Source organism: Pseudomonas sp. NFACC46-3, from assembly GCF_900114515.1.
Taxonomy (GTDB): Bacteria; Pseudomonadota; Gammaproteobacteria; order Pseudomonadales; family Pseudomonadaceae; genus Aquipseudomonas; species Aquipseudomonas fluorescens_Q.
In genome coordinates this window covers 247,608-271,938 of the sequence record NZ_FOTH01000001.1, presented here as the reverse complement: position 1 = coordinate 271,938, position 24,331 = coordinate 247,608, and the positions used below count along the sequence as shown (strand labels likewise).

Genomic DNA, 24,331 nt, shown 5'->3' with positions numbered 1-24,331 from the left:
CGGGAGGTAACCGATGCACGCCACTGTAGTGCTCCAACGTGAAGGTGATATCGGCCAGGTCATCATCGACAATCCACCGATCAATGCCCTGTCGCAGGAGGTTCGGGAGCAGTTGCTCAAAAGACTGCAAGAAGCGTTGAGCGACAGCGCCATCAAGGCGATTGTCATTGCGTGCCAGGGCCGGACGTTTGTCGCCGGTGCCGATCTCAAGGAGTTTGACCTGCCCCTGCGGGCCCCTCATCTCCCTGATGTGTTGGCCGCGATTGAACAGGCGTCGAAACCTGTCGTTGCGGCGCTGCATGGCTCGGCGTTCGGTGGTGGGTTCGAACTGGCCCTGGCCTGCCATTACCGAGTGGCCGCAGTTGATGTGCAGTTCGCCTTGCCGGAAGTCAGCCTGGGCCTGATACCCGGAGCGGGGGGTACGCAGCGCTTGCCTCGGTTGTGCGGCATGGAGGTAGCGCTGGCGATGGTGCTGGAGGGCGAACGTATCGGTGCGGAACAGGCGTTGTCGATCGGTTTGTTGGATCGGTTGAGCGACACCTCGGTGCTGGCGTGTGCCAGCGACTTCGCCAGGGAGGTCATGGACAAGCCCGTCCCTCGGGTCTGCGACCTGTCGGTCGCGCCGTTCGACCCGCAGCTTATCCACGAACGCGCCCAGGCGATCATTCGCAAGGCAGCGGGTCAGGAAGCGCCCAGCATCGCCCTACAAGCACTGCAAGGTGCCTGGCAGCTTCCCTTCGCCGAAGGGATGGCGAACGAGCGTGAGCGCTTCATCGCTCGTCGCCATGGCGAGCAGGCCAGGGCATTGCGGCACGTGTTCTTCGCCGAACGGGACCTGGCCTCCCGATGTCGCGCATTGGCCAGGCAAGCGCCCACTCGCCCCATCGACCTCGTTGCGGTGATCGGTGCCGGCACCATGGGCAGCGGCATTGCGCTGTGCCTGGCCAATGCCGGAATCGCCACACGCCTGATCGACACGCAACCCGAGGCTTTGGCGCGTGGCCGCGCGACCATCGACCACTACTTCACCAGCGCCGTGGAAAAAGGTCGGCTAGATACCGACGAAGCCGCCCGACGTGCCCCCCTGATCGAGTTCGACTCAAGCATCGAAGGCGTTGCCAGCGCCGATCTGATTATCGAAGCCGTGTTCGAGGACCTCGCCGTCAAGCAGGCCGTGTTCAGGCAGCTGGACCACTTCGCCAAGTCGGGCGCCATCCTCGCGACGAATACCTCGTACCTCGATATCGAGGCCATTGCTGCCGTGACCACCCGCCCGGGCGATGTCATCGGCATGCACTTCTTCAGCCCGGCGCACGTCATGAAGCTGCTAGAGGTGGTCAGGACACCCCAGGTCCAACCGGAGGTCCTGGCAACGGTGCTGCAATTGGGCGCACGGCTGGGCAAGACCGCTGTCGCGGTGGGCAATTGCTATGGTTTTGTCGGCAACCGTCTATTGGCCGTTCGCGAGCGCGAGGCGGGTTTCCTGCTGGAGGAGGGGGCGGCTCCAGAAGATGTGGACCGGGTCATCCGGCAGTTCGGTTTCCCGATGGGGCCCTTCGAACTGCGTGATCTGGCGGGCGTGGATATCGCTTGGCGAAACCGACAGGGCCGGGCCGATCTATTGAGCGCATCGGAACGCCGTTGCAACTGGATCGAACAGCTTCATGAGGCGGGGCGTCTCGGACAGAAAACAGCGGCCGGTTACTATCGATACGAGGAAGGCCAGCGCCGGGGCCTGCCGGACCCGTATGTGGCCAGGATGCTCGTGGCTCATCGACAGAACCGGGGCATCGAGCCGCGTGCAATTGACGATGAGGAAATCCTCAATAGGTGCCTGTTCGCCATGGTCAATGAGGCCGCGCACCTGCTGGAGCAAGGCATCGTGGACAGCCCCAATGACATCGACCTCGTCTGGATTCACGGCTACGGCTTCCCCCGTTACCGGGGCGGGCTTCTTTACCATGCCGACCGAATTGGCTTGCCAGGGATCGTCGAGGCGCTTTCCGGCTGGACGGCCTTACTTCCTGAGCGAGGGCTGCGGGTGGCTCCGCTGCTTCGGACGATGGCAGCGCAGGGGGCGTCGTTCATTCGGTCATGATGCCCGCAACACGGCTCTGGCACTTCGTTGGAAAGGCAACCTGCCGATACTCGGAATCGGCAGGTCGGCTTTGCCGCTCAAACCTCAGTAAGGATTGCAGTACTGTGCGACAGCCCTGGCCTGGTCGACGTAAGGACGTGCCGGCTCAAGGTTCCACTCGGGCTTGTTCCTGACGGGTTTGCCATCGAAGGTGGCCGCCAGATGACACACTAGTTGCCGGCGGATGGATCCGCCATAGACGCTGTACTGCCGCCATTGCCCGTCGTCTTTGTGCTTGTTGTACAGCTCGGCAAACATCCTGTCGGTCTGGTCATCCTTGATCGCACGGCCGCAGGCCGTGGGCACGACCTGGAGCGACCAGGTATCGGGCCCAAGCTTGGGATCAGGGCGGCGGACCCAAGTGCTGGATTCGATGTAGCGTTCACAGAATTGTTGCGTGGGCGGCGTGGTTCGGGTGCAGGAGAACGTGGCCTTGCTGCCCGGCGTCCTGGGGAAGTCGATCTTGATGATGTTGCGATCCTTGCCGGTCTTGTCTTTGTAGTCCCGTTGGTTGGCCAGGGCATCGTTCAAGCCCCGTTGATCGCTGTAGAAAAACGCCAGGATCGGCAATGCATCGTCTTTCGGGTTCCCCAGGCGCAGTTCGGTCTGGGTTTGAAATTCGCGGGTATTGATGACTTGCCGGGCGCCCATGAAGTTTCGAAACGCGTCGACCCGTTCCCGGCTGCTCATGGGGTTGCGCATATTGAATCCACATTGCAACTGGTCTTGCTTCCTGTCGTTGTTGAACCGGGTGAAATGCGCGACCCAGGCATTGGCGTTGAGGATAGGCGGCGCCATGGCCTGGCAGACAGCCTCTGTCTGGGCGGTGTTTTTGTTGTTGCCGCAGCCTCGGTCATCGCGAAAGTCGGTCCAGGCATCGTTCGGAAATGCGCAGTAGATGTGCACCGGGGTTTCCGGTTCGCGTACCTGGTCGATCGGTGTGATGATGTAGCCGTTCTGGGTGCTCATGCCAGGATCTTCATAGCTGATGCCATCGACCCGCATCCAGGAGGCGGCAAAGGTACCCAGTTCCTTCGCTTTCGGGCTCGGGTTCCAGACATCCCATTTCTCGCCCTTCGCCGGGTTGGCGCGGTGAGTGCCCCTGATCAGCAACCCCGAACAATCCGAGGCCGGGTCCTGCCGGCAACTGTCGACGGTGTTGTTGTACAAACCTTCCACCCGTTTCAGCGTCTCTTCGCACGACTCGGCATTGGCCGCTGTCGTTTGCCAGAACAACGGGAGGACGAGCAATGGCGTGATCCTTTTCAAACGTGTCTTCATGACATGACTTCCTTGTGTTGGAGCCGGTAGCCGGCGCGGCATTCCATGCCGGGAAAGGGAAACCGCAGGGTTCGTGGTGCCGGCCGGCGGGTTTCATTGAGCTTGTCGCGGGCATTGGCAGTGTTATGGGCGAGGGCGACTCAACGCGAGAGCGAATGGCAACCAGCCGCCGCATCGAGTTCCTGGTGCGCGTCCTTGAGGATGTTGTAGTTGGGGTTGATGCGGGGCTTCAGCGGATCATGCGGCGACTGGGCAGCTACCGTATGGAATGCCAGGGGCAGGTTAAAAAACGCACGAGCAGTTGCGCGCATGTCGACACTCCTTGTCGAACGAGATGGGTGAGTTTCAAGGTAGTCAACCGATTCCCACAGGTCAAATCAGCGCTTTTTCTTCAGGTGGTACCGGCCTGACGCTCCTCATTGCTCAAGCATCAATGTGCGCCAGACTCTGCGGCGCCGATACGCTTTCACTCATCGGCCATTCCCGAGTGGATCTTGATGACGACCTTACCCTTCGATCGTCCTTGTTCGACATAGCTCAGGGCATCGGCTGTCGCGTCGAAGGGGAAGGATCGGTCAAGCACCGGCTTGATGCTGCCGGACTCGACGAGGGTGGTGATCTCCCGCAGCTGAGGACCATTGGCACGCATGTACACGAAGGCGTAGCTCACTCCCTTTCGGTGGGCCTTGCGGCGTATACCGCTGCTCAACAGGCCCATGATCAGTCTCAGCACCCAGGAAAGTCCCTGGGCCTGGGCGAACTGTGGGGTGGGGGGGCCGGAGATGGAAATGAGTTGGCCGCCTGGTTTCAGGATCTTCAGCGATTTCTCCAGCTCATCGGCGCCCAGGCTGTTCAACACGATGTCATAGTCCTGCAGGACGCTGGCGAAATCCTGCTGCTTGTAATCGATGACAACGTCTGCGCCCAGGGCTTTGACCCACGGCACATTGGGGGTGCTGGTGCTGGTCGCAACGAAGGCGCCGAGGTGCTTGGCAAGCTGGATGGCGACGGTGCCGACGCCACCTGAACCGGCCTGGATGAAGACCTTTTGGCCTTTCTTCAGCCGAGCGGTTTCAACCAGTACCTGCCAGGCGGTCAGGGCGACCAAGGGCAGGGCGGCGGCTTCTTCCATGCTGATGTTTGCCGGTTTCACGGCCAGGGCATTTTCGTTCACTGAAATCTGCTCGGCGAAGGTGCCGATGTGCCCGTCCGGGGCGCGGGCATAGACTTCATCGCCCGGCTTGAATTGCTCGACACGGGATCCCACGCGGACCACGACCCCGGCCAAGTCATGACCCAATGCCAAGGGAAAGGAGTAGGGCAGGATCAGCTTGAATTCGCCTTTGCTGATCTTTGAATCCAGCAAGTTGACGCTGGCAGCCTGCACGCGGACCAGAACGTCGTGGTCACCCACGTCAGGGGCCGGTAGCTCGCCGATACGACCACTGTGCTTGCCGTAGCGGTCGATTAAAAATGCTTTCATGGTGCTTTGCTCTCATAAGGGATGCAGTGCAGTGATCATTTGGCCCGGCATCCGGAAATACCGGCGCTGTCCTTCGCGCCGGCACCTGCTAAACGATGATCACGCCGGGTCTTGATAGCGTTCGGCGACATGGGACTGCCGGATTTGCCCGAGCAGGCCTTGACGTGCGGCCTGCAAGGCATCCCAGCGTGCTTCTTCATGCAAGGGCGGGATGGTCACCGGCTCGCGACGATCAAAACCAACCAGTGCGGCATCGACCAGGTCACCGACTTCCATGATTTCATTCAGGGTGTTGATATCGATACCCGCGCGTTCCCAGATCTCAGTGCGGGTGGCCGCTGGCAGGACGGCTTGTACGTAGACGCCTTTCGGAGAGAGTTCCAGGCTGAGTCCCTGGGAGAGAAACAGCACGAACGCCTTGGTCGCGCCGTAGACCGACATACCGAACTCCGGTGCCAGGCCAACGACGGAGCCGATGTTGATGATCGCGCCGTCACCCGCTTCCACCAGGCGTGGGGCGATGGCGCTGGCCAGCCGGACCAGCGCGGTGGTATTGAGCGACACGAGGTGCGCGACACTGTCGGTCGACTGTTCGATGAAGGTCCCGGATTGGGCGGCGCCGGCGTTATTGACCAGGATGCCGATGTTGGCGTCGTCGCGCAGCCGGGCTTCGACGGTTGTCAGGTCGCCGAGCTGGGTCAGGTCGGCCTGGAGAATATCGACGGCAACGTTGTGTTCGCTGCGCAGCTTGGCGGCCAGCGCTTCCAGGCGCGCGCTGTCTCGGGCCACCAGGACGAGATCGTGTCCACGTTGCGCAAAGCGTTGGGCATAGACAGCGCCAATACCGGTGGAGGCGCCTGTGATGAGAACAGTTGTGCGAGTGTCCATGGAGATTCTCTTCTGCAAGGTATCGATGAGCGAGTTGCGCGCTGTTGTTCAGGCGCGCGGTCGGGTCTGGCCAGTGTTACTGCGCGCTGGATTCAGCGAGCGTTGGATAGTCGATGTAGCCCGTCGCACCACCACCGTAGAGGGTAGCGGGATTGAATGCCGACAAAGGCGAACCGGTTCTGAGCCGCTCCACCAGGTCCGGATTGCCGATGAACGGCCGGCCGAAGGCGATCAGGTCAGCCTTGTCTTCGATGAGTCGTGAGGTCGCCAGGTCCAGGTCGTAGCCGTTGTTGGCGATGTAGGTGTTTTTGAAGCGCTGGCGCAAGGCACCAAAGTCGAAGGGCGCAACGTCGCGCGGCCCACCGGTCGCGCCTTCGACCACATGCAGGTACACGATGTCGAGGGTGTTGAGCTGGTCGATCAGGTAGTCGAACTGGGCCTGTGGCGCGCTGCTGGACACACCATTGGCCGGCGAGACCGGCGAGATGCGCAGGCCGGTGCGGCTGGCGCCGACTTCGTCCACCACTGCCGCCGTCACTTCCAGCAGCAGGCGAGCACGATTTTCAATCGAGCCGCCGTAGGCATCGGTGCGCATGTTGGCGCCGTCCTTGATGAACTGGTCCAACAGGTAGCCGTTCGCACCGTGGATCTCTACGCCGTCAAATCCCGCGGCGATGGCGTTCGCCGCCGCCTGGCGAAAATCGTTGACGATCCCGGGCAACTCGCTGATGTCCAGCGCTCGCGGTTCGGAAACGTCTTCGAAACGGTTGTTGACGAATACCTTGGTCGCCGGACGCAGAGCAGAGGGGGCCACTGGCGCTGCACCATTCGCTTGCAGGTCGACGTGGGAAACGCGGCCGACATGCCACAGTTGCAGGAAAATCCGCCCGCCTTTGGCATGCACGGCATCGGTGACCGTGCGCCAGCCGTCGATCTGGGCCTGGGTGTAGATCCCGGGGGTGTCCTGATAGCCCTGGCCTTGCTGGGAGATCTGCGACGCCTCGGAGATCAACAGGCCTGCCGACGCTCTCTGGCTGTAGTAAGTGGCAGCGAACTCGCTGGGCACAAAACCTTGCCCCGCACGGTTACGTGTCAGCGGCGCCAGGACCACTCGGTTGGAAAGCGTGAGATCACCCAACGTGTAGGGTGTGAACAGGATCTGGTCGGTCATGGCGTCTTGTTTCCGTAGGTTTGGATAAAGGGGAGCGCGTGCAACCTGGCGAGGTGAGCGCGCTTTTCATTAGGATGATGATCGAAATCTAAGCTGTCAACGAATTTGATTATGCTCGACATCTATGTATGATGTGGGCATGAATTTCGAGCAGCACGAGGGAGTGAAAAATGAGGGTGACCAAGGCCCAGGCCCAGGCAAATCGGGAGCACATCGTCGAGACGGCCTCTGTTTTGTTTCGCGAGCGAGGCTTTGACGGCGTGGGTGTGGCGGACTTGATGGCGGCCGCCGGCTTCACCCATGGCGGGTTCTACAAGCATTTCGGCTCCAAGGCCGACCTGATGGCCGAAGCGGCGGCGAATAGCCTTGCGCAGTCGCTGACCGACAATGCAGGCATCGACGTAGCTGGTTTCGTCGATCTTTACGTGTCCAGGGACCACCGTGACGGCCGGGGTAGCGGTTGCACCATGGCGGCACTGTGTGGCGACGCTGCCCGTCAATCGCCCGAGCTGAAGGCTACCTTTGCCAACGGCATCGAAGACATGCTGGCCGCGCTCGAAAGCCGGTACGAGGCCGGGCAAGACGCGCCGCAGGAAGCGATCAGGGCAAAAATGCTCGACATGTTGGCGCATGCCGTCGGTGCGATCGTGTTGTCACGGGCCTGCCCGGACGATTCCGCGCTGGCCGATGAAATCCTCGAGGTGTGCCGCGCCCGGATCATCGCGGCGCTGCCGTCGTCGCCCGCGAAGCAGCCTTAGTGATCAGAATGCTGTTCACTTAAGAAAAACGGTGCGCCCGTGGTGAGGGAGCTTGCTCCCGCTGGGCTGCGAAGCGGCCCTTTTTTGTGAGTGCTTTGCACTCAAGCGGGAGCAAGCTCCCTCGCCACGGGTTTGTCGGCGGTCTTATAGCGACGCCCTGACCACCAGGGGGCAATCCACCGGCTGGGCGCCCGATACCTCGAGGTTCTCGATCAGGTGCCGGGCCGCCTGGCGCCCGATCTCGTAGTACGGCAGTTGTACCGTGGTCAGTGGCGGCATGAACAGTTCGGCGATGCCGATCATGTTGTCATAGCCGAGCACTGCGACATCGTCGGGAATTTTCAGGCCGCGCCCCAGCAACAACTGATAGGCGCAAAAGGCAATGCGGTCGTTGCCGCAGACCAGGATGTCGAATTGCGGACGGCCGTCAACGATATGCCGGTCGAGAATGGCGGCGGTTTCATCATAGGCGTCGTGATCGGAAAGGTCGTACTGCAGGAGTGCTTCAGGTGCCAGCCCGACAGCCTGACAGGCGCGTTTCAGGCCTTGTTGACGCAGGCCCCAGGCAAGACTCTTCCTCGGCAAATTGATACACAGCGGGCGCCGATAGCCTTGGCTCAACGCATGCTGCATGGCTCGATGCTGCCCGGCTTCATCATCCGGCACATAACTGACCAAGTGGCTGTCATCGGCCAGGCAATTGGCGAGCACCAGCGGTTTGCTCTTGAGCCGTTCGGGAATGCTCACCTGGCGCAATCCCATGGCACTGAAGATCAACCCGTCGGGGCGGTGCGACAGCATCAGGTCGATGTTCTGGTCGGTGGGCGGGTTGCTCAACAGGTTAAGGATGAAGACGTTCCAGCCTGCCTGCTGCGCGGTCTGTTCGATGGACAGCAGCAACTCGACGGCAAACGGCGTGGTCGCGGTGTCCAGTGCGAACACACCGATGGTGCGCGCCTGCAGGTTGTCGCCGCGCATCCTGCGCGCCGACAGGCTCGGTACGAATTGCAGTTCATCAATGGCGCGACGTACCCGCTGAAGGGTTTCGGGGCTCAGTTTTTCCGGCGTGTTGAGCGCGCGCGAAACCGTCATCAGGGATACGCCGGCCAGCTGTGCAACGTCTTTCACGGAAGTCATGCGAAGTGCGGCCAGTCAGGTTGACGCAGAATCATGACACAGGCCCTGGGCTTCTCGCGACTCGAATGACAGTACTCACAGCCAACCCGAGTCCAGCGGCCACGCCTTGGGAATGGCGACGCGCCCGCCAGTCCCGTTCGCCAATAGTTTCACTCCGAGGCTGTCGGGTCGCGGATAGAGGCGGCTGCTGAAGCTGAAGCGGCCGTTTTCCTCGAACACCTCGATGGACGAGCGATCGAGAAATACCCGCAGGTGCAGTTGTGTTTGCGAAGGCTCGATCGACACGCTGCGCTGACCGCTCACTTGCGCACCCGAGCGGCTGCGATCGAGTACCAGGCGTTGCAGTGACGCGTCGTAATAAAGCAGGGTTTGTTCCTGCTCATCGGCACTGCAGCGCAAGGCGATGCCCAGGTGGCCTTCGGTGCAGTCGAGCAGATCCAGATGCACATGGATTTCGAGCCTGTCGCCCTTCACTTGTGGCACCCAACGGCTGCCCGATTCGCCCCACGGCGCGACGCTCGGCAGCGGCGCCTGGCGCAGCGCGGTCAGTTCCCGTGCCGGAAACACGCCAAGGCGATCGCCGTGCAGTTCAAGCTCGCGAGGCAAACCGAGCATGCCGCACCAGTGATGGGCCTGGCTCGGCATCGGGCTTTCCCACATGTCCAGCCAAGCCCACACCAGGCGCCGACCATCGGCGGTCTCCAAGGTTTGCGCGGCATAGAAATCGTGACCGTTATCCAGTTCGATGAACGGCCCGCCGGTGAAGTGCCATTCGCTGTCGAGCCGGCCAATGCGATAACCGGTCTGGTACTTGTTGAGGCGTTCGTAACCTTCGGGTTTCATCCCCTGGGGGGAGTAAAGCAGCACGTCACACCCGTTGAGGCGAAACAGGTCCGGACATTCCCACATGTAGCCATCGCCCTCATTGCCACTGGACACGTAGTCGAGGAAGTCCCAGGTGTGCAGGTCGGTGGAGCGGTACAGCGGCAGCAGCGGCTTGTCGCCCAGGCGCGCGCCGGCAATCAGGTACCAATAGCCATCCTCCCGCCAGACCTTGGGGTCGCGAAAGTGCATGATCGTTTCTTGCGGCGCGTTCTCGATGACGGCGCCATGCTTGACGAACCGGATGCCGTCGTCACTGGTGGCCAGGCACTGGACCTGGCGGATAAAGCGTTCGTCGCCCACTTCTCCCAGCCAGGTGTGCCCGGTGTAGATCAGCGCCAAGGTGTCGCCACACACCACCGCGCTACCGGAAAAACAGCCGTGGCGGTCGAAATCATCGCCTGGCGCCAGGGCGAGGGGCAGATGCTGCCAATGGACCAGGTCGGTGCTCTTGGCGTGCCCCCAATACATCGGACCCCATTTGGCATCGAAAGGGTGGTGTTGGTAGAACACGTGATACTCGCCACGGAAAAACACCACCCCGTTAGGGTCGTTCATCCAGCCTGCGACAGGCGCCAGATGATAGGCCGGTCGATAATCGCCGATGAGACGAGACTGACCTTCACTCAGCGCCTGCTGCGCATGTTCAAGGGGGGAGGGCATGGGGGCGTTCATGGCATTCACAGACACAGTCATAGGGCGCCTGCTTTTGGCGAGCGCTGCGGGACGTCCTCCGGGAGGACTTCAATAACAGCAGGATGGCGCCTCAAGGCCGTGCCATCCGCGTCGAACAGATGCACGCTGCCGAACGCCAGTTGCAGTTCAACCCGATCGCCCACTCGCCATCCGGCGTTGACTTCGCAGCGACAGATCAAGGGTTCATCCTCGCCTGACTCCAGGTGCACGTAGGTTTCGCTGCCCAGGTATTCGACCCCGACCACGCGGACCCCGGCGCTGCCTTGCGCCGCTTTGAGCGACATGTGTTCCGGGCGAATCCCCAGGGTCAGCGGACTGCCCACCGCCAGGTGGGCGCTGTCGAAGGGAAGGGGCGTCATGCCCAATAAAGGGCTGTCGATCTGGCTGGTTTCACCTGGGGAGTGCAGGCGCGCCGGCAGAAAGTTCATCTTGGGCGAACCGAGGAAACCGGCGACAAAGCGGCTGGCCGGGTGCTCATAGAGTTCGCGTGGCGAGCCGACCTGCTCGATGCGGCCGCCATTGAGCACGACAATCTTGTCGGCCAGGGTCATCGCTTCAACCTGGTCGTGGGTCACGTAGATCATGGTCGAGCCCAGTCGCCCATGCAGCCGAGCGATTTCGTTGCGCATCTGCACGCGCAGAGAGGCGTCGAGGTTGGACAGTGGCTCGTCGAACAACAGGATGTCCGGTTCCCGCGCCATGGCCCGGCCCATGGCCACTCGCTGGCGCTGTCCACCCGACAGTTCCCGTGGCTTGCGCTGCAGCAGTTTATCCAACTGCAGGATTTGCGCGGTTTTCAGCACTCGCTCGCGCAGGCTGGCCTTTTCGGTCTTGGCCAGTTTGAGGCCAAAGCTGATGTTGTCGTAGACGCTCATGTGCGGGTACAGCGCATAGGACTGGAACACCATGCCGACGCCACGCTCGCGCGGTTCCAGGTCATTGACCCGGCGTCCGTCGATCAGCAGGTCGCCGTCACAGATCGAATCCAGCCCGGCGATCAGCCGCAGCAAGGTCGACTTTCCGCAGCCCGAAGGGCCGACGAAAACCACGAATTCACCCGCCGAGATTTCCAGGCTGACGTCGCGAAGAATGCGTGCGCCGCCCAATTGTTTGTTCACGTTGTCCAGCTTCAACTTGATCACGATGCTGTTCCTTTCTTGTCTGTGTTGGGCCTCAACCCTTTAACGCACCGGCAGTGAGGCCGGAAACGATGCGGCGCTGGAAGATCAGCACCAGAATCACCAATGGGACCGTGACCAGCACCGACGCCGCCATCAACAAGCCCCAAGGCAATTCATGAGGGCTGCCGCCGGAAATCAGCGCGATGGCGACCGGGACCGTGCGTTGCGAGTCGGTCAGGGTGAAGGTCAGGGCAAACAGGAATTCGTTCCAGGCGGCGATGAAGGCCAGAAGCCCCGTGGTGACCAATGCCGGCCAGAGCAACGGCAACAGCACGCGGGTCAGCGTGACCCAGGGTGACGCACCGTCCATGATCGCGGCCTCTTCCAGCTCATGAGGCAGTTGTCCCATAAAGGTGGTCAGCACCCAGACGGTGAAGGGCAAAGTGAAGATCGTGTAGCTCAGGATCAACGCCCAGGACGTGTTGTACAGGCCCAGGGCACGTATCACTTCGAACAATCCCGACAGCACCGCGACTTGTGGAAACATCGAGACGCCCAGGACCATCATCAACACCACGCCGCGTCCGCGAAACTTCACCCGGCCCAGGGCATAGGCGGCGGTCAGGCTGAGGAGCAACGCCAGCGCGACCACGCACAGCGCAACCACCAGCGAGTTGCCGATGGCCCGCAGGAACGAGGCCTGGCCCAGCACGGCGGCATAGTTGGAGAAGTCGGGGTTGTCGATCCAGTAGCTCACCTGGAACAAGGCGCTGGACGGCTTCAGCGACGTCACGATGGCGTAGTAGAACGGGAAGACCGCGTACAGCAGCAAGATCCCGATCAGGCACCAGAACCCGGCGCGCAGCAGGGCCTTTTTCAGCAGGCGCGGGCTCATGAACGAACCTCCAGCTGACGGCGTCCGAGGTACAGGTACGCCATGGCGATTACCGCCACGACCAGAAACAGCAAGGTCGAAGCGGCGCTGCCGTAACCGACGTCCTGGAATTCCACCAGGTGCTGACGGGCATAGACCGACATGCTCATGGTGCTCGATGAGTTCGAGGTCAGCACATAGATGACATCGAACACCCGCAAGGAATCGAGGATGCGAAAGATCGCCGCCACCAGCAATGCCGGCATCAGCAGTGGCAGGGTGACCCACCAGAACACTTTCACCGGGTGAATGCCATCGACCCTGGCGGCTTCGTAGCAGTCGCTGGGCAACATCTGCAAGGCCGCCAACATCAGCAGCGTGACGAAAGGCACGGTCTTCCAGACATCGACGATGATCACTGCCCACATCGACAGGTCCGCGTCGGCTGTCCAGGCCAGGGGCGCATCGATCAGGCCGAGGCCGAGCATCAGGTGATTGATGATGCCGAACTGGTCGTTGAGCATCCATGACCAGATTTTCGCCGAGACGATGGTCGGGATCGCCCAGGGAATCAGGATCAACGCCCGCACCAGCGCGCGTCCAGTGAACTTGACGTTCAGCAGCAACGCCACCATCAGCCCCAGTACGATTTCCAATCCCACTGACACCACGGTGAAATGCAGGGTGTTGCGCACCGCGTTCCACCACTGCGGATCGACCAGGATGCCGGACCAGCCCGCGCTGCTGTGAAACAGATAATTGCTCAAGCCGACAAAGGTTGCATCGCCCGTGTCGGCCAGGCTGGCGTCGGTCAAGCTGAACCAGAATGTGCGCAGCAGCGGCCAGGCCGCCACCAGGGCCAGGCATAGCAACATCGGGCTCAGGAACAGCCAGGCGGCGCGAACGCGACGGCGTTGTACCGGCGTTTCCCGATTGAGCAGGTACTCGTCGTCGCCGGGGGCGAGTGTAGTGGAGACAGACATGGTGATTTCCTTCCTTGTGGCTTACCAGTTCCGGCGTTTGATGCGCGTGAGTTCGCTTTCCAGTTCGGCCAACGCCTGATCGACCGGCCGTTCGTCTGCCAGCACGCCGTGCACTTGATCGAAGAAAGCATTGGAGACCCGTGGATAGCGGTCGGCGGTGATTGAAGCAGGGCGCATGACCCCATCATTGAGGATGCTGCGCAGTTGGCTGTAGTACGGCATGGCCGCGAGCAACTCGGGATCCTGGTATAGCGACTCGATCACCGGGTTGTAGGCACCCACCAGGGCGCGGTGTTTCTGTTGTTGGGCGCTGCTCAGGTAGCTCACCAGTTCTGCGGCGAGCTTGGGGTTGGCGCTGTAGCGCGACACTGCCAGGCCCCAGCCGCCGAGGGTGGACGCATGGGTGCCCGTCTCGCCGCCGCGGGGCAGGGGAGCGACGCCGACCTTGTCCTTCACGACGCTGTCCTGGCTTTGCACCAGGGCCCAGACATAAGGCCAGTTACGCATGAACAACGCATTGCCCGACTGGAAGACGCCGCGTCCTTCTTCCTCGGTGTAATTGAGTACGCCACGCGGGGAGATGTCTCCCACCCAGCTTTTGGCCAGGGTCAATGCGGCCCTTGAGGCCTGGCTGTTGACCACGATGTCGCCTTGCTGATTGACCAGCCCGCCTTGCGGCTGGCTGCTGATCCATTCCAGTGCGTTACACGTCAGGCCTTCGTAGGCGCGCCCTTGGAATACATAACCCCAGGCATTGGCGTTCCCGGCATCGCGTTCGGCCTGTTGGACAGCCCTGGCAGTCGTGGTCATTTCTTCCCAGGTCTGGGGCACGGGCTTGTTGTACTTCTCGAGCAGGTCCTTGCGGTAATACAGCAGCCCCGAGTCCGTGAACCACGGCATGGTCACCAGGCGCCCGTTCACCGTAGCGTTGTCCACCTGGGCCTGGAAGTAACCCTGGGTCGCGTTGGCAGGAAGCACTTCGCGCAGGTCCATCAAGTGCTTGGCCAACATTCCCGGCCACACCATGTCGATCTGGATGATGTCGATGTCGCTGGATTGCGCACTGAGGATCTGTTGGTAGAACGACAACCGCTCGGTCGCCGAGTTAGGCGTGGAAACCACTTCGACGCTGTTGCCGGTCTGCTTCGACCACGCCTCGACGGCCTCCTTGCACAGTTGCAATTCAGCACCCACGGCACCGCAGGAAATCGTCAGGCTGGCGGCTGTGGAGAGGGATGGAAACCCGACGCACAGGCCGAGCAGTGCCGCTGGAAGGATCGATTTGAGCTGTTTCATAAAGCCCTCTTTATTTTTGTTTTTAGAAAAGTTAACGTTAACATCGCCAAATGTAGCAGTGTATTTGCGATGAGGCATCCTTTTTTTCCTTTGGTTTGACAATTCAGAACCTGGGCGAAAAGGCCGGTCGCGGCAACAGAACAATAAAAACAAAACAGGGAAAATCCACATGCAGAAAGCATCAAGCTGGCTACTCGCAGGCGTGCTCGGCGCCGCGGCGACCACGTCTCAGGCCGCGACTCTAGAAGAGCGCATGGCCGCTTTCGAGGCCCGTGCCAGCGCAGCGGAAAAACGCGCAGCCGCCGCCGAACAGCAAACCCAGGCACTCGCCAGGGAGTTGCAGCAACTCAAACTCGCCACGCCCGCTATGCAACCGGTGGCGTCCGCCGCTACGGTCCCCACGCTCGACGCTCGCCTGGCAAAACTCGAAGCCAGCCAGCAAAGCACGCAGAAACAGGGCAGTGGCGCACACCTTACCGACGGCTTCAGCTTCAAGGGCTACGCCCGCTCCGGGCTGCTGATCAATGATGGATTGGGCGGTGGTCGTGGCGGTCCGTACACCACTCCGGCCGGTTCTGTGGGTGGCGCGGTCGGGCGACTCGGCAACGAAGACGACACCTACATGCGCATCGACCTGTCGAAAGAGCAGTACGCGCAGAACGGCACCCACTCCAAGTTCACGGTTTCCATTGCCGATGGTGTGGAGAGCTCCAACGACTGGACCGCCGATGAAAGCAACCTGAACGTGCGTCAGGTGTTTACCGAACTCGATCACCTCGCGGCATTCAAGGGCAACTCGATGTTCGAAAACTCCACCCTGTGGGCCGGCAAGCGCTTCGACAGGGACAATTTCGACATCCACTGGCTGGACTCCGACGTTGTCTATCTGGCCGGCACCGGTGGCGGTATCTACGATATACAGATGAACAAGAACTGGCGCTCGAACTACTCATTGATCGGTCGCAACTACGGCGATTTCAGTGAGGGCGGCGTCAATGCCGATGTGGAAAGCTACATCCTGACGTCCAACCAGTTTTTCGACGGCGGGCAGTGGCAGTGGATGTTCAACGCCATCGGGTCGAAGAAAAACGACTTTGCTACCCGCACCAACGAAGCGGGGCTGACGCCGGCCGATTCCGGCTTGCACAGCATGATCGCCAATCACCAGAAAAACTTTTTCGGCCGCGAAGGCTTCTTCAAGACGGCGCTGCTTTATGGGCAGGGTTTGGGGGCTGAGGTCAAGAACGTTGGCTCGGACGGTGAACTGATCGACGATGCCCGCGCGGTGCGCCTGGCGCTGTACGGCGAAACGCCCTTGGCGTCCGACTGGCGCATTGGCCCGAGCCTGCTGGCTGAGCAAAGCAAGGACCGCTACGTCAAGGGCGACGATTACCGTTGGATGACCCTGAACGTGCGGTTGGCCAATGAAATCAACAGCAATTTCGAGATGGCCTACGAGATGAGCTGGCAAACCATGAAGCTGGACCCCAAGGGCTACCTGCAACGCAATGCGGTTGACGGCAACTTCTGGAAATTCACGGTCGCCCCGACCTTCAAGCCCGACCTGGGCGATCTGCTCACGCGTCCTGAGCTGCGCCTGTTCGCCAGCGTCATGAACTGGTCGTCGGACCTGGACAGGTACAGCACCACGGACTCCTTCGGCAAGACTGACTTCAACGCCGGCGGTGTCTGGCAGTACGGCATCCAGATGGAAACCTGGTTCTGATGCCGGTCAGTTGAACGTGTGGAGCAAGCCCGCTCCCACAGGTCATGCGGTTCACTCAGGAAAAATGATGGACCTGTGGCGAGGGAGCTTGCTCCCGCTCGGCTGCGAAACAGTCGTGAACCGGCGGGTGCGGTGTGTCTGATGCTCCGCATTTGGCAGGTTCTGGGGCCGCTTCGCGACCCAGCGGGAGCAAGCTCCCTCGCCACACAAGCCAAACCGCTGGTTTTGATCGTTCCCACCACTGCGTGGGAATGACCGATTTCCCACGGATGCATTGAGTGCATTTCAGTGACCGACAGGGTGGACGGCTGCTTGGGCCTGTCATGACCGAATGCGGGTCGCCTTTGCTGGATCTACAACCGACGGGTTGCTTTTGGAAGGACTGGGGCTACTGTACTTAGGATCAACCTGCCGGCCCCGGGGCCGATTGATTCGCCCAGCCAGCGCTCGGGTGCTGGGCCTGGTTCGTAAAGGCAACGTGATTTTCGTGTCCACCGCACCGCCAAGGAGGCGCCATGTCATTTCTTTACCATGTGACGAACAAGGCTAACCTGGCGAATATCAGCGCCGCCGGGCTGGCCCCCGCCGCCAAACGAAAGGCATCCGCGGCCCAGGCATTCGGTGCAACTCAAAAGAACCGGATTGAGATGCGCGAACACAATCGCCTTGCACGCTTCAAGATGCTCCTCAAGGAACTGGCGGTGGCAGGTTATTCACCGCGCACGATCCTTTTCAATGAGCGAGCGGCAACGGCGAGGGTGCAGATCGCTTTTTCCAACAAGGATTTTGCCGTCGTAGACGATATTCCCTATGTCGAGCAGGTCGGTGTCTATCCGCCCATTCCCGCAAAAAAAGGCGTTGTTGCGGCCGACGCGGACCTCAAAGAGATTCTGGCAAGGTACGTCGAGAAGCTGCGCAGCGCCTCGGCACCGTTGGACGAGGACTTGTTCGACGAACGACAGGCCAAGGCCCATAGGGCGAAGAATTCCTTTTACGGCAAAGCAGTCCAAGAGATCGATAGGCTGGATCTGTCGTTTCACCACCAGCATTTTCTCAGCGAACTGGCCTATGCCTATGAAGAGCTGGTGGCCGACGACGAACAGGAAGTCACCCGTCACCGCGTATACCTGTTCCCTGAGAAGCATCTCAAGAGTCAGTACAGTACTTACGCCAAGCATATCGTCAGTGGTCAGTACGAGAACCTGGCGATATTGCGGGTGGATTCGGCGAATGTTTCCAATCCGATGTTCGATGCGGCGCAGGGCAACGGCGCGACAACGAAAGAAATCATCCAGGCCATCCACATCAACTATGTGGTCGGTATTCCCTTGGCCTCGGTGCAGGATGGCAGTGTCTTCAACGGACAATGGAATGAGTTGAGTCAATACGAGTGAGGCTATCGAAGATTTTTTACTGAACCCAGGTCTATCCGGTCATGTCACTCGTTTGTCAGGAACGACAAGATGATGGAGCAGCCGATGCGACCTCTGTACTTCACCAGCCTTTCCTTTGCCGCGCTGCTGTGCGTCGCGTGTTCAAGCCAGCCGCCCGCGACATGGAGCTATGCAGACGCTCAAGGACGGGCCAATCTCCCTCCCGACCAAACCTACCCCGAACTCTTTGAAGCGGTGCAACGCGAGCAGGTGTTCACGGACCAGAAGCATTTCGTGGACGCACTGCCCAACCGTGATCCGGCGCAGATCCGCGCCGATTACCTGGACCGACGCAACCGTGATGGCTTCGATATCAAGGCTTTCGTGAAAGACAACTTCATCGAATCCGGCGAAGTCGAAAGCCCGGCTCCCAAGCCCGGCGCTCCGATCAAGGAACATATCGACAGTCTTTGGCCGGTACTGAGTCGATCCTACAGCCAGGTGCCGGCCTACAGCAGTTTGTTGCCCCTGCCGCAGCCCTATGTGGTGCCCGGCGGACGCTTTCGCGAGATGTATTACTGGGATTCGTATTTCACTATGTTGGGACTTGAGCAGAGTGGTGATAAGGCCCAGGTCCGGCAGATGACCGACAACTTTGCCTACATGATCGACACCTACGGCCACATTCCCAACGGCAATCGCACCTACTACTTGAGCCGGTCGCAGCCTCCATTCTTCGCTTACATGGTGGAGTTGCAGGCGCGTATCGAAGGCGACCAGGCCTATGGACGATACCTGCCGCAATTGCAGAAGGAGTATGCCTATTGGATGGAGGGCGCCCAGTCACTCAAGCCCGGTTCGGCCGCGCGACACGTGGTCAAACTCGCCGATGGCAGTGTGCTCAACCGCTATTGGGATGCCAGCCCGACGCCTCGACAGGAGTCTTGGTTACAAGATGTCAGCACCGCCGAGCGAGCGCCGGACCGGCCCAAGGAAGAGGTCTGGCGTGACCTGCGCGCCGGCGCTGAAAGCGGTTGGGACTTCAGCTCGCGCTGGTTGGACGACGGCCAGAACCTGGCGAGCATACGCACCACGGCCATCGTGCCCGTGGACCTCAACAGCCTGATTTATCATCTCGAAAACACCATCGCCAAAGCTTGCGAGACGGTGCAGAACATCCCCTGTGTCCAGGCTTACGGCCGGCGCGCCGAGCTGCGCCAGCGTGCCATCGAGAAGCATTTGTGGAATGCCGACAAAGGTTTCTACGTGGACTACGACTGGCAACGCAACCAGCCACGCCAGCAGCTCACGGCCGCGACGCTTTTCCCGCTGTATACGGGGCTGGCGTCTGTCGAGCATGCCAATCGCACCGCCGATGCGGTACGTGACGGCCTGTTGCGCCCCGGCGGCATCGCCACCACCCAGGTCAGTAATGGCCAGCAGTGGGACGAACCCAATGGCTGGGCACCGTTGCAATGGGTCGCGGTGGAGGGGCTGGACCGATACCAGCAAACCGCCCTGGCGCAGCAAATTGGCAGCCGCTTCTTGCAGCAGGTCGAGAGCCTTTACCGCAAGGAAAACAAGCTGGTGGAGAAATACGAACTGTCCGGGCGCGGTGACGGCGGGGGAGGCGGTGAATATGAACTGCAGGACGGCTTCGGCTGGACAAATGGCGTGACGCTCAAGCTGCTGGGTAAATATGGCGCGACTCCCCCAACCCTAGTGGGTAAGTGAACGCCGTACACATCCCCTGTGGGTTCAAGCTCGCTCCCACAGGGGATGTGTGGTTGGCATCAAGTCTCACGATCACCTGGAAAAAATGTGGGATGTCTATTCATGCACCGTCACCCGATTGCGTCCGGTCTTCTTCGACGTATACAGCGCCTGGTCCGCCCTGGCGATCAGGTCGGCGTGGTCGTTCGAGGGCTGGCTCAGGTCGGCCACGCCCAGGCTGATGGTGAAACGGATGGTCTGGTCGTTGTACACCACCTCCAGCGCCTCCACTGAGTGCCGCATGCGTTCGGCGAACGCGTGTGCGCCGCTGCTGTCGGTATCCGAAAGCACCACGCCAAACTCTTCACCGCCATATCGCCCGACCACATCGGAGTCGCGCGCATGTTCGCGCAACAGCCTGGCGACTTGCTCGATGACCTTGTCGCCGGCCTGGTGACCGTAGGTGTCGTTGACCCGCTTGAAGTGATCGATATCGAGCATCACCAGGCTCAACGCATGGCCGTAGCGCTGGTGCCGGGCGTAGGCGGCTTTCAGGTTGCTTTCCCAATGACCGCGGTTGTAGAGCCCCGTCAGCCGATCGGTGCTGGAGAGTAGCTGCAGCTGCGCGTTGGCGGCCTGGAGCTGATGCCGGTTGGTGGCGACGTCGGTGACGTCATAGATCACCAGGCAGATGTGCTTGATGGTGTTGTCAGGCGAGCGCAGCGGCAGCAGCGTGGTGTTCTGGTACATGAACGCTTCCTGGCCGGTGATCGGCTGGTAGCTCTTGAACCGAATCAGGTACGGGCGCTGCTCCCAGACCGTGAACGCTGGCGTGCCCAGGGTCGCGACACTTTCCACCTTGCGGCTGAACCATTGGCGATCGATTTCAGGGAACAGGCTGAAAAAATGCTGATTGTGGGCATCCTTGGGCTGCACCCCCGAGCGGTTCTCCATGAAGGTGTTCCAGACCTGCACACGGTACTCTCGGTCGAGCACCACGACACCGACGTCGATGCTCTGAACGATGGCCAGCAACCAGTGAAACTCGTTCAGATCGATGGAATCGTTCATGGCTCAGCTCATCAGATAGGCGAGTTTGTGGGTCAACCGTTCGATGGAGTCTTCCGTGAACAGCAGCAACAGATCGAAGCGAATATCGTGCCCTTCCAGGCTGTAGCTGATTTCCACTGCCAGGGTCTTTTTCCAGTGCATGCGGTTGCCCTGGATCAGTTCCTCGATGGCCGCGTGCTGGCCGAGAATCTGCGGATGGCCCTGGGAAAACACCACATCGATCTGCTCGGCAATGCTGCTGAGACACGCGCCGATCAAGACGCTGGAAAGGTCCAGCAACATTTCCAGGTCCGAATAATCGGCGCTCTCGCGCTGCATCAATTGCGCGATGTCGGCGATTTCCGAGTCATGGAATATCAGCAGGGCCTCGCCGGCGATGCCGCTGCCGATGAAACCTTGGCAGATGGCCGTGAGTTGCTGGGAGCTGCCGACGTCGTTGAGCGCCATATGCAGTTCCCCGACCTCGAGGATGTTCACGTTCGGCACCGGCAACTGCACAAAGACCCCCAATACCTTGGCGATCAGGGCCGCCGCCCGGCCTATGGCCACGTTGACCGTCTCGCGGAACACATCGTGAAAACCGATGGCCGTGTTCGTGGCCGAACGATTCTGCAACGGCACCTGGTCGGATCGGGTCAGTAGCCCCACCCGGGTGAGGGTCTGGCGCAGTTCGTTTTCGTCGAAAGGTTTTTTCAGGAACGCCAGCGCGCCCAGCTCAAGCACGCGGCGCACCGCCTCGTCCTGGACGTCACCGGAAATCACGATGACTTGCGCCTTCAAGCCCTCGGCGCGCAATGCGCTCAACACCTGGTAGCCATCCATCTCCGGCATGGTCAGGTCGAGCAGCACCACTTGCCCCAGGCCTTGGCGTATGGCGTCCATCGCCTGGCACCCGTTGACCGCCTCGGTGACCGAAACCGGCCAGTCTGCAGGCAGCGCGCGCAACACCTGTTTGCGCGCCATGTTGGAGTCGTCACACACAACCAGGGGAATCAACGGCACAGGGGCATCCATTGGCGTTCAACGGCAGGGTAGGTCCTACGTACATCATTCATAGGCTGGCAGGGGCCCTTGATTAACGAACAGGATTCATCAGGCATTGCGTCCTGCATGAAAGACTTGCAGGGCACTGTTGCATTAAAAACTGGACCAATAAGTCAGGGGAGTCAACTGCACTTCGTCATTACAACCAGTGCAAAGCCACGGTCGGCGTGCCGATTGGCATTGGCAGGCACAGTTTGTGGTCTATAGTTTTGTGCAGGTCCGGAATCCTTCAGTGCCGGCGGCCAGGAACCATGGACGCCTCGCAGCATTGCCGCGTCGGATATCCGCAGGCCGTCAGCAGTGAACAATGCAGGGAGCACACCATGGCGATCCAACGGGCGAGTGTACTGACGTCGGCCCAGGATGTTGCCCCTCGTGAAAACCCCTTGTCCGATGCGACGGGCGATCTGTTTCGGCGCCGCTTCGATCAGGCCAAGGAAGCCTACATTCTGTTCCCGCTGTTGGCGGCTCTCCTGCTGTCGGTCATCTGGGCGGGAACCCTGTACCTGATCAAGGTCGAACAGACCCGCGCGCAGCGGGGCATCGCCGAGGCGAGCCTGGAAATCGGCGCCACCTACGAAGCGCAGATCCTACGGGCGGTGCGTGAAATCGACCAGACCCTCAAACTCGTCAAGTACACCTACGAGTCCGAGCGCGAGACAAACCCGCTGCCCAAGCTCAAGGCACGCGCCTTGCTGCCTTCACCTTATTTGTTTGATGTCAGCGTGGTGGATGCCAGAGGTCTGGTCGTGGCCAGTACCCAGTCGAGTGAGGTCGGAAACCAGATTGCCAAGGATGAGCTGCAAACGGTGGGGCGTGACACTGCACTGTCGATCAGCCGCCCGTGGAAAAGCCCGGCGACGGGGGAGTGGAAGCTACGTTTCAGCCGGCGGCTCGACACGGGGGATGGCGCATTCGCCGGGATTGCCATGGTTGAAGTCGATGCGGCCTATTTCGTCAGCAGTTATGACACCTCGAAGCTTGGCAATCAGGGCTTGCTCGGCCTGCTGGGCATCGACGGCGTCTTTCGGGCACGGCGTAGCGGGGAAGCGATATCGGCCGGCAATGAGGTCGATTACGCCGCCGTGGTGCCGGACACCGAAAACACTGACGCCGTACGCTTGATCAACGGGACGGACGGCGTGCGGCGCTACACCAGCGCCCGTCAGCTCTACGATTTTCCGCTGGCGGTGATCGTCGGGTTGTCCGAAGAAGAACAACTGGCCACAGTGACGCGGCAAGCGCACACCTACCTCTGGCGCACGGCCGGCGGCAGCCTGTTGCTGGTGTTGTTGGCGGGGCTGCTCGCCCGGATGAGCTGGCAGCTGGTGCAAAGCCGTCTGCGCGCAGGCGAGGCGAAAATTGCCTACGCCGAAAATGTCGAGTATCTGGCTTATCACGACGGCCTTACGGCGTTGCCCAATCGCAGTCTGTTCAGCAAGCTGTTGAGCCAGAGCATCGGTGAGGCAAGTCGTTATCATCGGCAACTGGCAGTGCTGTTCCTTGACCTCGACCGCTTCAAACAAGTCAACGATACGCTTGGGCACGATGCCGGCGATCAATTGCTCAAGGAGGTGGCGCTGCGACTCAAGGCGTGTCTGCGCACCAGCGATACGGTGGCTCGATTGGGCGGCGACGAATTCGTGATCCTGCTGCCAGAGCTGTCTGATGACAAGGACGTGGCAACCACTGCCCAGAAAATCCTTGGGGCCATTGCCCGGCCTTTCAACCTCCAGGGCCAGGAGTTCCGGGTGACCGCCAGCGTCGGCATCAGCGTTTTCCCACAGGATGGCCTGGACGAGCAGACCCTCAAGAAAAACGCCGATATCGCGATGTACCAGGCCAAGCAGTGCGGCAAGAACAATTTCCAGTTCTACTCCGCGAAGCTGAACGCGGACTCACTGGAGCGGATGACGCTGGAGCTGAGCTTGCGCCACGCCCTGGAGCGCCACGAGTTCCAGCTTCACTACCAGGCCAAGCGAGATATTGGCAGTGGCCGCATTACCGGCATGGAAGCGCTGCTGCGCTGGAATCACCCGGACCTGGGTATCGTGGCACCGATGCAATTCATCCCGGTAGCGGAAGAGACCGGTTTGATCGTGCCGATCGGCAAGTGGGTGCTCAAGACCGCCTGCCAGCAAAACGTGGCCTGGCAGCAACAGGGATTACCATGCCTGGGGGTCGCCGTGAATCTCACGGCACGGCAGTTTGCCGATGAGAACCTGCTCACGGACCTGGCTGGGATATTGGCCGAAACCGGTATGGATGCACGTCTGCTGGAGCTGGAGATCGCCGAGAGCCTGCTCATGCAGGACGTCAAGAAAGCGTTGAACGTGTTGACCGGGCTCAAACACCTGAAGGTCCGCATCGCCATCGATGATTTCGGCATTGGCTATTCTTCGCTCTCTGCCCTCGAACAGTTTCCGCTGGATGTCATCAAGATTGACCGCTCGTGTATCTGCGATACCAGCAGCGTGTCGGAAGACAAAGCCCTGACCGAGGCCATTATTGCCATGGGCCGGACCCTCAGCCTGACCGTGGTGGCCCAAGGCGTGGAAACCAAGGAGCAGGCCGATTTCCTGCGCGACAATGCCTGCGACGAATTCCAGGGGTTCTACTTCAACAAACCGGTGCCCGCCGATCAGTTCAAGGTGTTGCTGCAAGCCCAGGCGGCTGGCACGGATCTCGATACCTGAG

Annotated in this window: 19 protein-coding genes; 6 read left to right on the top strand and 13 right to left on the bottom strand. The window is 60.7% G+C overall.

What is annotated here, in order from left to right:
- The first annotated feature begins 13 nt into the window (after positions 1–13).
- Positions 14–2,098 (top strand): 3-hydroxyacyl-CoA dehydrogenase NAD-binding domain-containing protein, encoded by a 2,085-nt coding sequence (locus BM300_RS01095; RefSeq protein WP_092461717.1) that lies wholly within the window; start codon positions 14–16, stop codon positions 2,096–2,098.
- 84 nt (positions 2,099–2,182) lie between these two features.
- Here BM300_RS01095 and BM300_RS01090 read toward each other — a convergent pair whose 3' ends face one another.
- From BM300_RS01090 to BM300_RS01075, 5 genes are all read right to left on the bottom strand, one after another.
- Positions 2,183–3,418, bottom strand: a complete 1,236-nt coding sequence (locus tag BM300_RS01090) for a DUF2599 domain-containing protein (protein ID WP_092344741.1) — start codon at positions 3,416–3,418, stop codon at positions 2,183–2,185.
- Positions 3,419–3,558: 140 nt separating this feature from the next.
- A complete protein-coding gene (locus tag BM300_RS30935) occupies positions 3,559–3,729 on the bottom strand; it encodes a hypothetical protein (RefSeq protein ID WP_170861994.1) in 171 nt (56 codons plus the stop codon).
- Positions 3,730–3,884: 155 nt separating this feature from the next.
- Positions 3,885–4,901 carry an NADP-dependent oxidoreductase gene (locus BM300_RS01085; protein ID WP_092221793.1) on the bottom strand — a complete coding sequence of 339 codons (1,017 nt, stop codon included), beginning with the start codon at positions 4,899–4,901 and terminating at the stop codon, positions 3,885–3,887.
- A gap of 99 nt (positions 4,902–5,000) precedes the next feature.
- Positions 5,001–5,789: an SDR family NAD(P)-dependent oxidoreductase gene (locus BM300_RS01080; RefSeq protein WP_063321676.1), complete on the bottom strand. Its 789-nt coding sequence runs from the start codon at positions 5,787–5,789 to the stop codon at positions 5,001–5,003.
- Between the two features lie 76 nt (positions 5,790–5,865).
- Entirely contained in the window at positions 5,866–6,960 is a 1,095-nt protein-coding gene (locus tag BM300_RS01075) for an alkene reductase (RefSeq protein ID WP_092461715.1), read from the bottom strand.
- A 170-nt stretch (positions 6,961–7,130) separates the two neighbouring features.
- Here BM300_RS01075 and BM300_RS01070 point away from each other — a divergent pair, with 170 nt between their 5' ends.
- Positions 7,131–7,718, top strand: coding sequence for a TetR/AcrR family transcriptional regulator (locus BM300_RS01070; protein ID WP_063321674.1), 588 nt, complete (start codon positions 7,131–7,133; stop codon positions 7,716–7,718).
- A 144-nt stretch (positions 7,719–7,862) separates the two neighbouring features.
- Here the strand turns inward: BM300_RS01070 and BM300_RS01065 are convergent, their stop codons facing one another.
- The 6 genes from BM300_RS01065 to BM300_RS01040 all read right to left on the bottom strand — a co-directional run bounded on the left by BM300_RS01065 (position 7,863) and on the right by BM300_RS01040 (position 14,707).
- On the bottom strand, positions 7,863–8,855 hold the full coding sequence (locus BM300_RS01065; RefSeq protein ID WP_092221797.1) for a LacI family DNA-binding transcriptional regulator: 993 nt from the start codon (positions 8,853–8,855) through the stop codon (positions 7,863–7,865).
- Positions 8,856–8,930: 75 nt separating this feature from the next.
- Entirely contained in the window at positions 8,931–10,433 is a 1,503-nt protein-coding gene (locus BM300_RS01060) for a glycoside hydrolase family 32 protein (protein ID WP_092461713.1), read from the bottom strand.
- The gene (locus BM300_RS01055; protein WP_092461711.1) at positions 10,430–11,575 is read right to left on the bottom strand and encodes an ABC transporter ATP-binding protein; all 1,146 of its coding nucleotides are present in this window, start codon (positions 11,573–11,575) and stop codon (positions 10,430–10,432) included. The genes BM300_RS01060 and BM300_RS01055 overlap by 4 nt, the downstream gene beginning before the upstream one ends.
- A gap of 31 nt (positions 11,576–11,606) precedes the next feature.
- Positions 11,607–12,449 carry a carbohydrate ABC transporter permease gene (locus BM300_RS01050; protein WP_063321670.1) on the bottom strand — a complete coding sequence of 281 codons (843 nt, stop codon included), beginning with the start codon at positions 12,447–12,449 and terminating at the stop codon, positions 11,607–11,609.
- Entirely contained in the window at positions 12,446–13,411 is a 966-nt protein-coding gene (locus tag BM300_RS01045) for a carbohydrate ABC transporter permease (protein ID WP_063321669.1), read from the bottom strand. Before BM300_RS01045 ends, BM300_RS01050 begins: the two co-directional genes overlap by 4 nt.
- Positions 13,412–13,432: 21 nt before the next feature.
- On the bottom strand, positions 13,433–14,707 hold the full coding sequence (locus tag BM300_RS01040; RefSeq protein WP_092461709.1) for an ABC transporter substrate-binding protein: 1,275 nt from the start codon (positions 14,705–14,707) through the stop codon (positions 13,433–13,435).
- 169 nt (positions 14,708–14,876) lie between these two features.
- On the opposite strand from BM300_RS01040, the gene BM300_RS01035 reads away from it, so the two are divergent.
- The 3 genes from BM300_RS01035 to treA all read left to right on the top strand — a co-directional run bounded on the left by BM300_RS01035 (position 14,877) and on the right by treA (position 19,540).
- Positions 14,877–16,433 carry a carbohydrate porin gene (locus BM300_RS01035; RefSeq protein ID WP_092461707.1) on the top strand — a complete coding sequence of 519 codons (1,557 nt, stop codon included), beginning with the start codon at positions 14,877–14,879 and terminating at the stop codon, positions 16,431–16,433.
- Between the two features lie 515 nt (positions 16,434–16,948).
- Positions 16,949–17,827 carry a hypothetical protein gene (locus tag BM300_RS01030; protein ID WP_092461705.1) on the top strand — a complete coding sequence of 293 codons (879 nt, stop codon included), beginning with the start codon at positions 16,949–16,951 and terminating at the stop codon, positions 17,825–17,827.
- A gap of 84 nt (positions 17,828–17,911) precedes the next feature.
- Positions 17,912–19,540, top strand: coding sequence for an alpha,alpha-trehalase TreA (gene treA / locus BM300_RS01025; RefSeq protein ID WP_092462029.1), 1,629 nt, complete (start codon positions 17,912–17,914; stop codon positions 19,538–19,540).
- A 96-nt stretch (positions 19,541–19,636) separates the two neighbouring features.
- Here treA and BM300_RS01020 read toward each other — a convergent pair whose 3' ends face one another.
- A complete protein-coding gene (locus BM300_RS01020) occupies positions 19,637–20,590 on the bottom strand; it encodes a GGDEF domain-containing protein (RefSeq protein WP_092221804.1) in 954 nt (317 codons plus the stop codon).
- Between the two features lie 3 nt (positions 20,591–20,593).
- Positions 20,594–21,604 carry a response regulator gene (locus tag BM300_RS01015; RefSeq protein WP_092142049.1) on the bottom strand — a complete coding sequence of 337 codons (1,011 nt, stop codon included), beginning with the start codon at positions 21,602–21,604 and terminating at the stop codon, positions 20,594–20,596.
- Positions 21,605–21,957: 353 nt separating this feature from the next.
- Here BM300_RS01015 and BM300_RS01010 point away from each other — a divergent pair, with 353 nt between their 5' ends.
- A complete protein-coding gene (locus BM300_RS01010; RefSeq protein WP_092461703.1) occupies positions 21,958–24,330 on the top strand; it encodes a putative bifunctional diguanylate cyclase/phosphodiesterase in 2,373 nt (790 codons plus the stop codon).
- Position 24,331 lies beyond the last annotated feature (1 nt).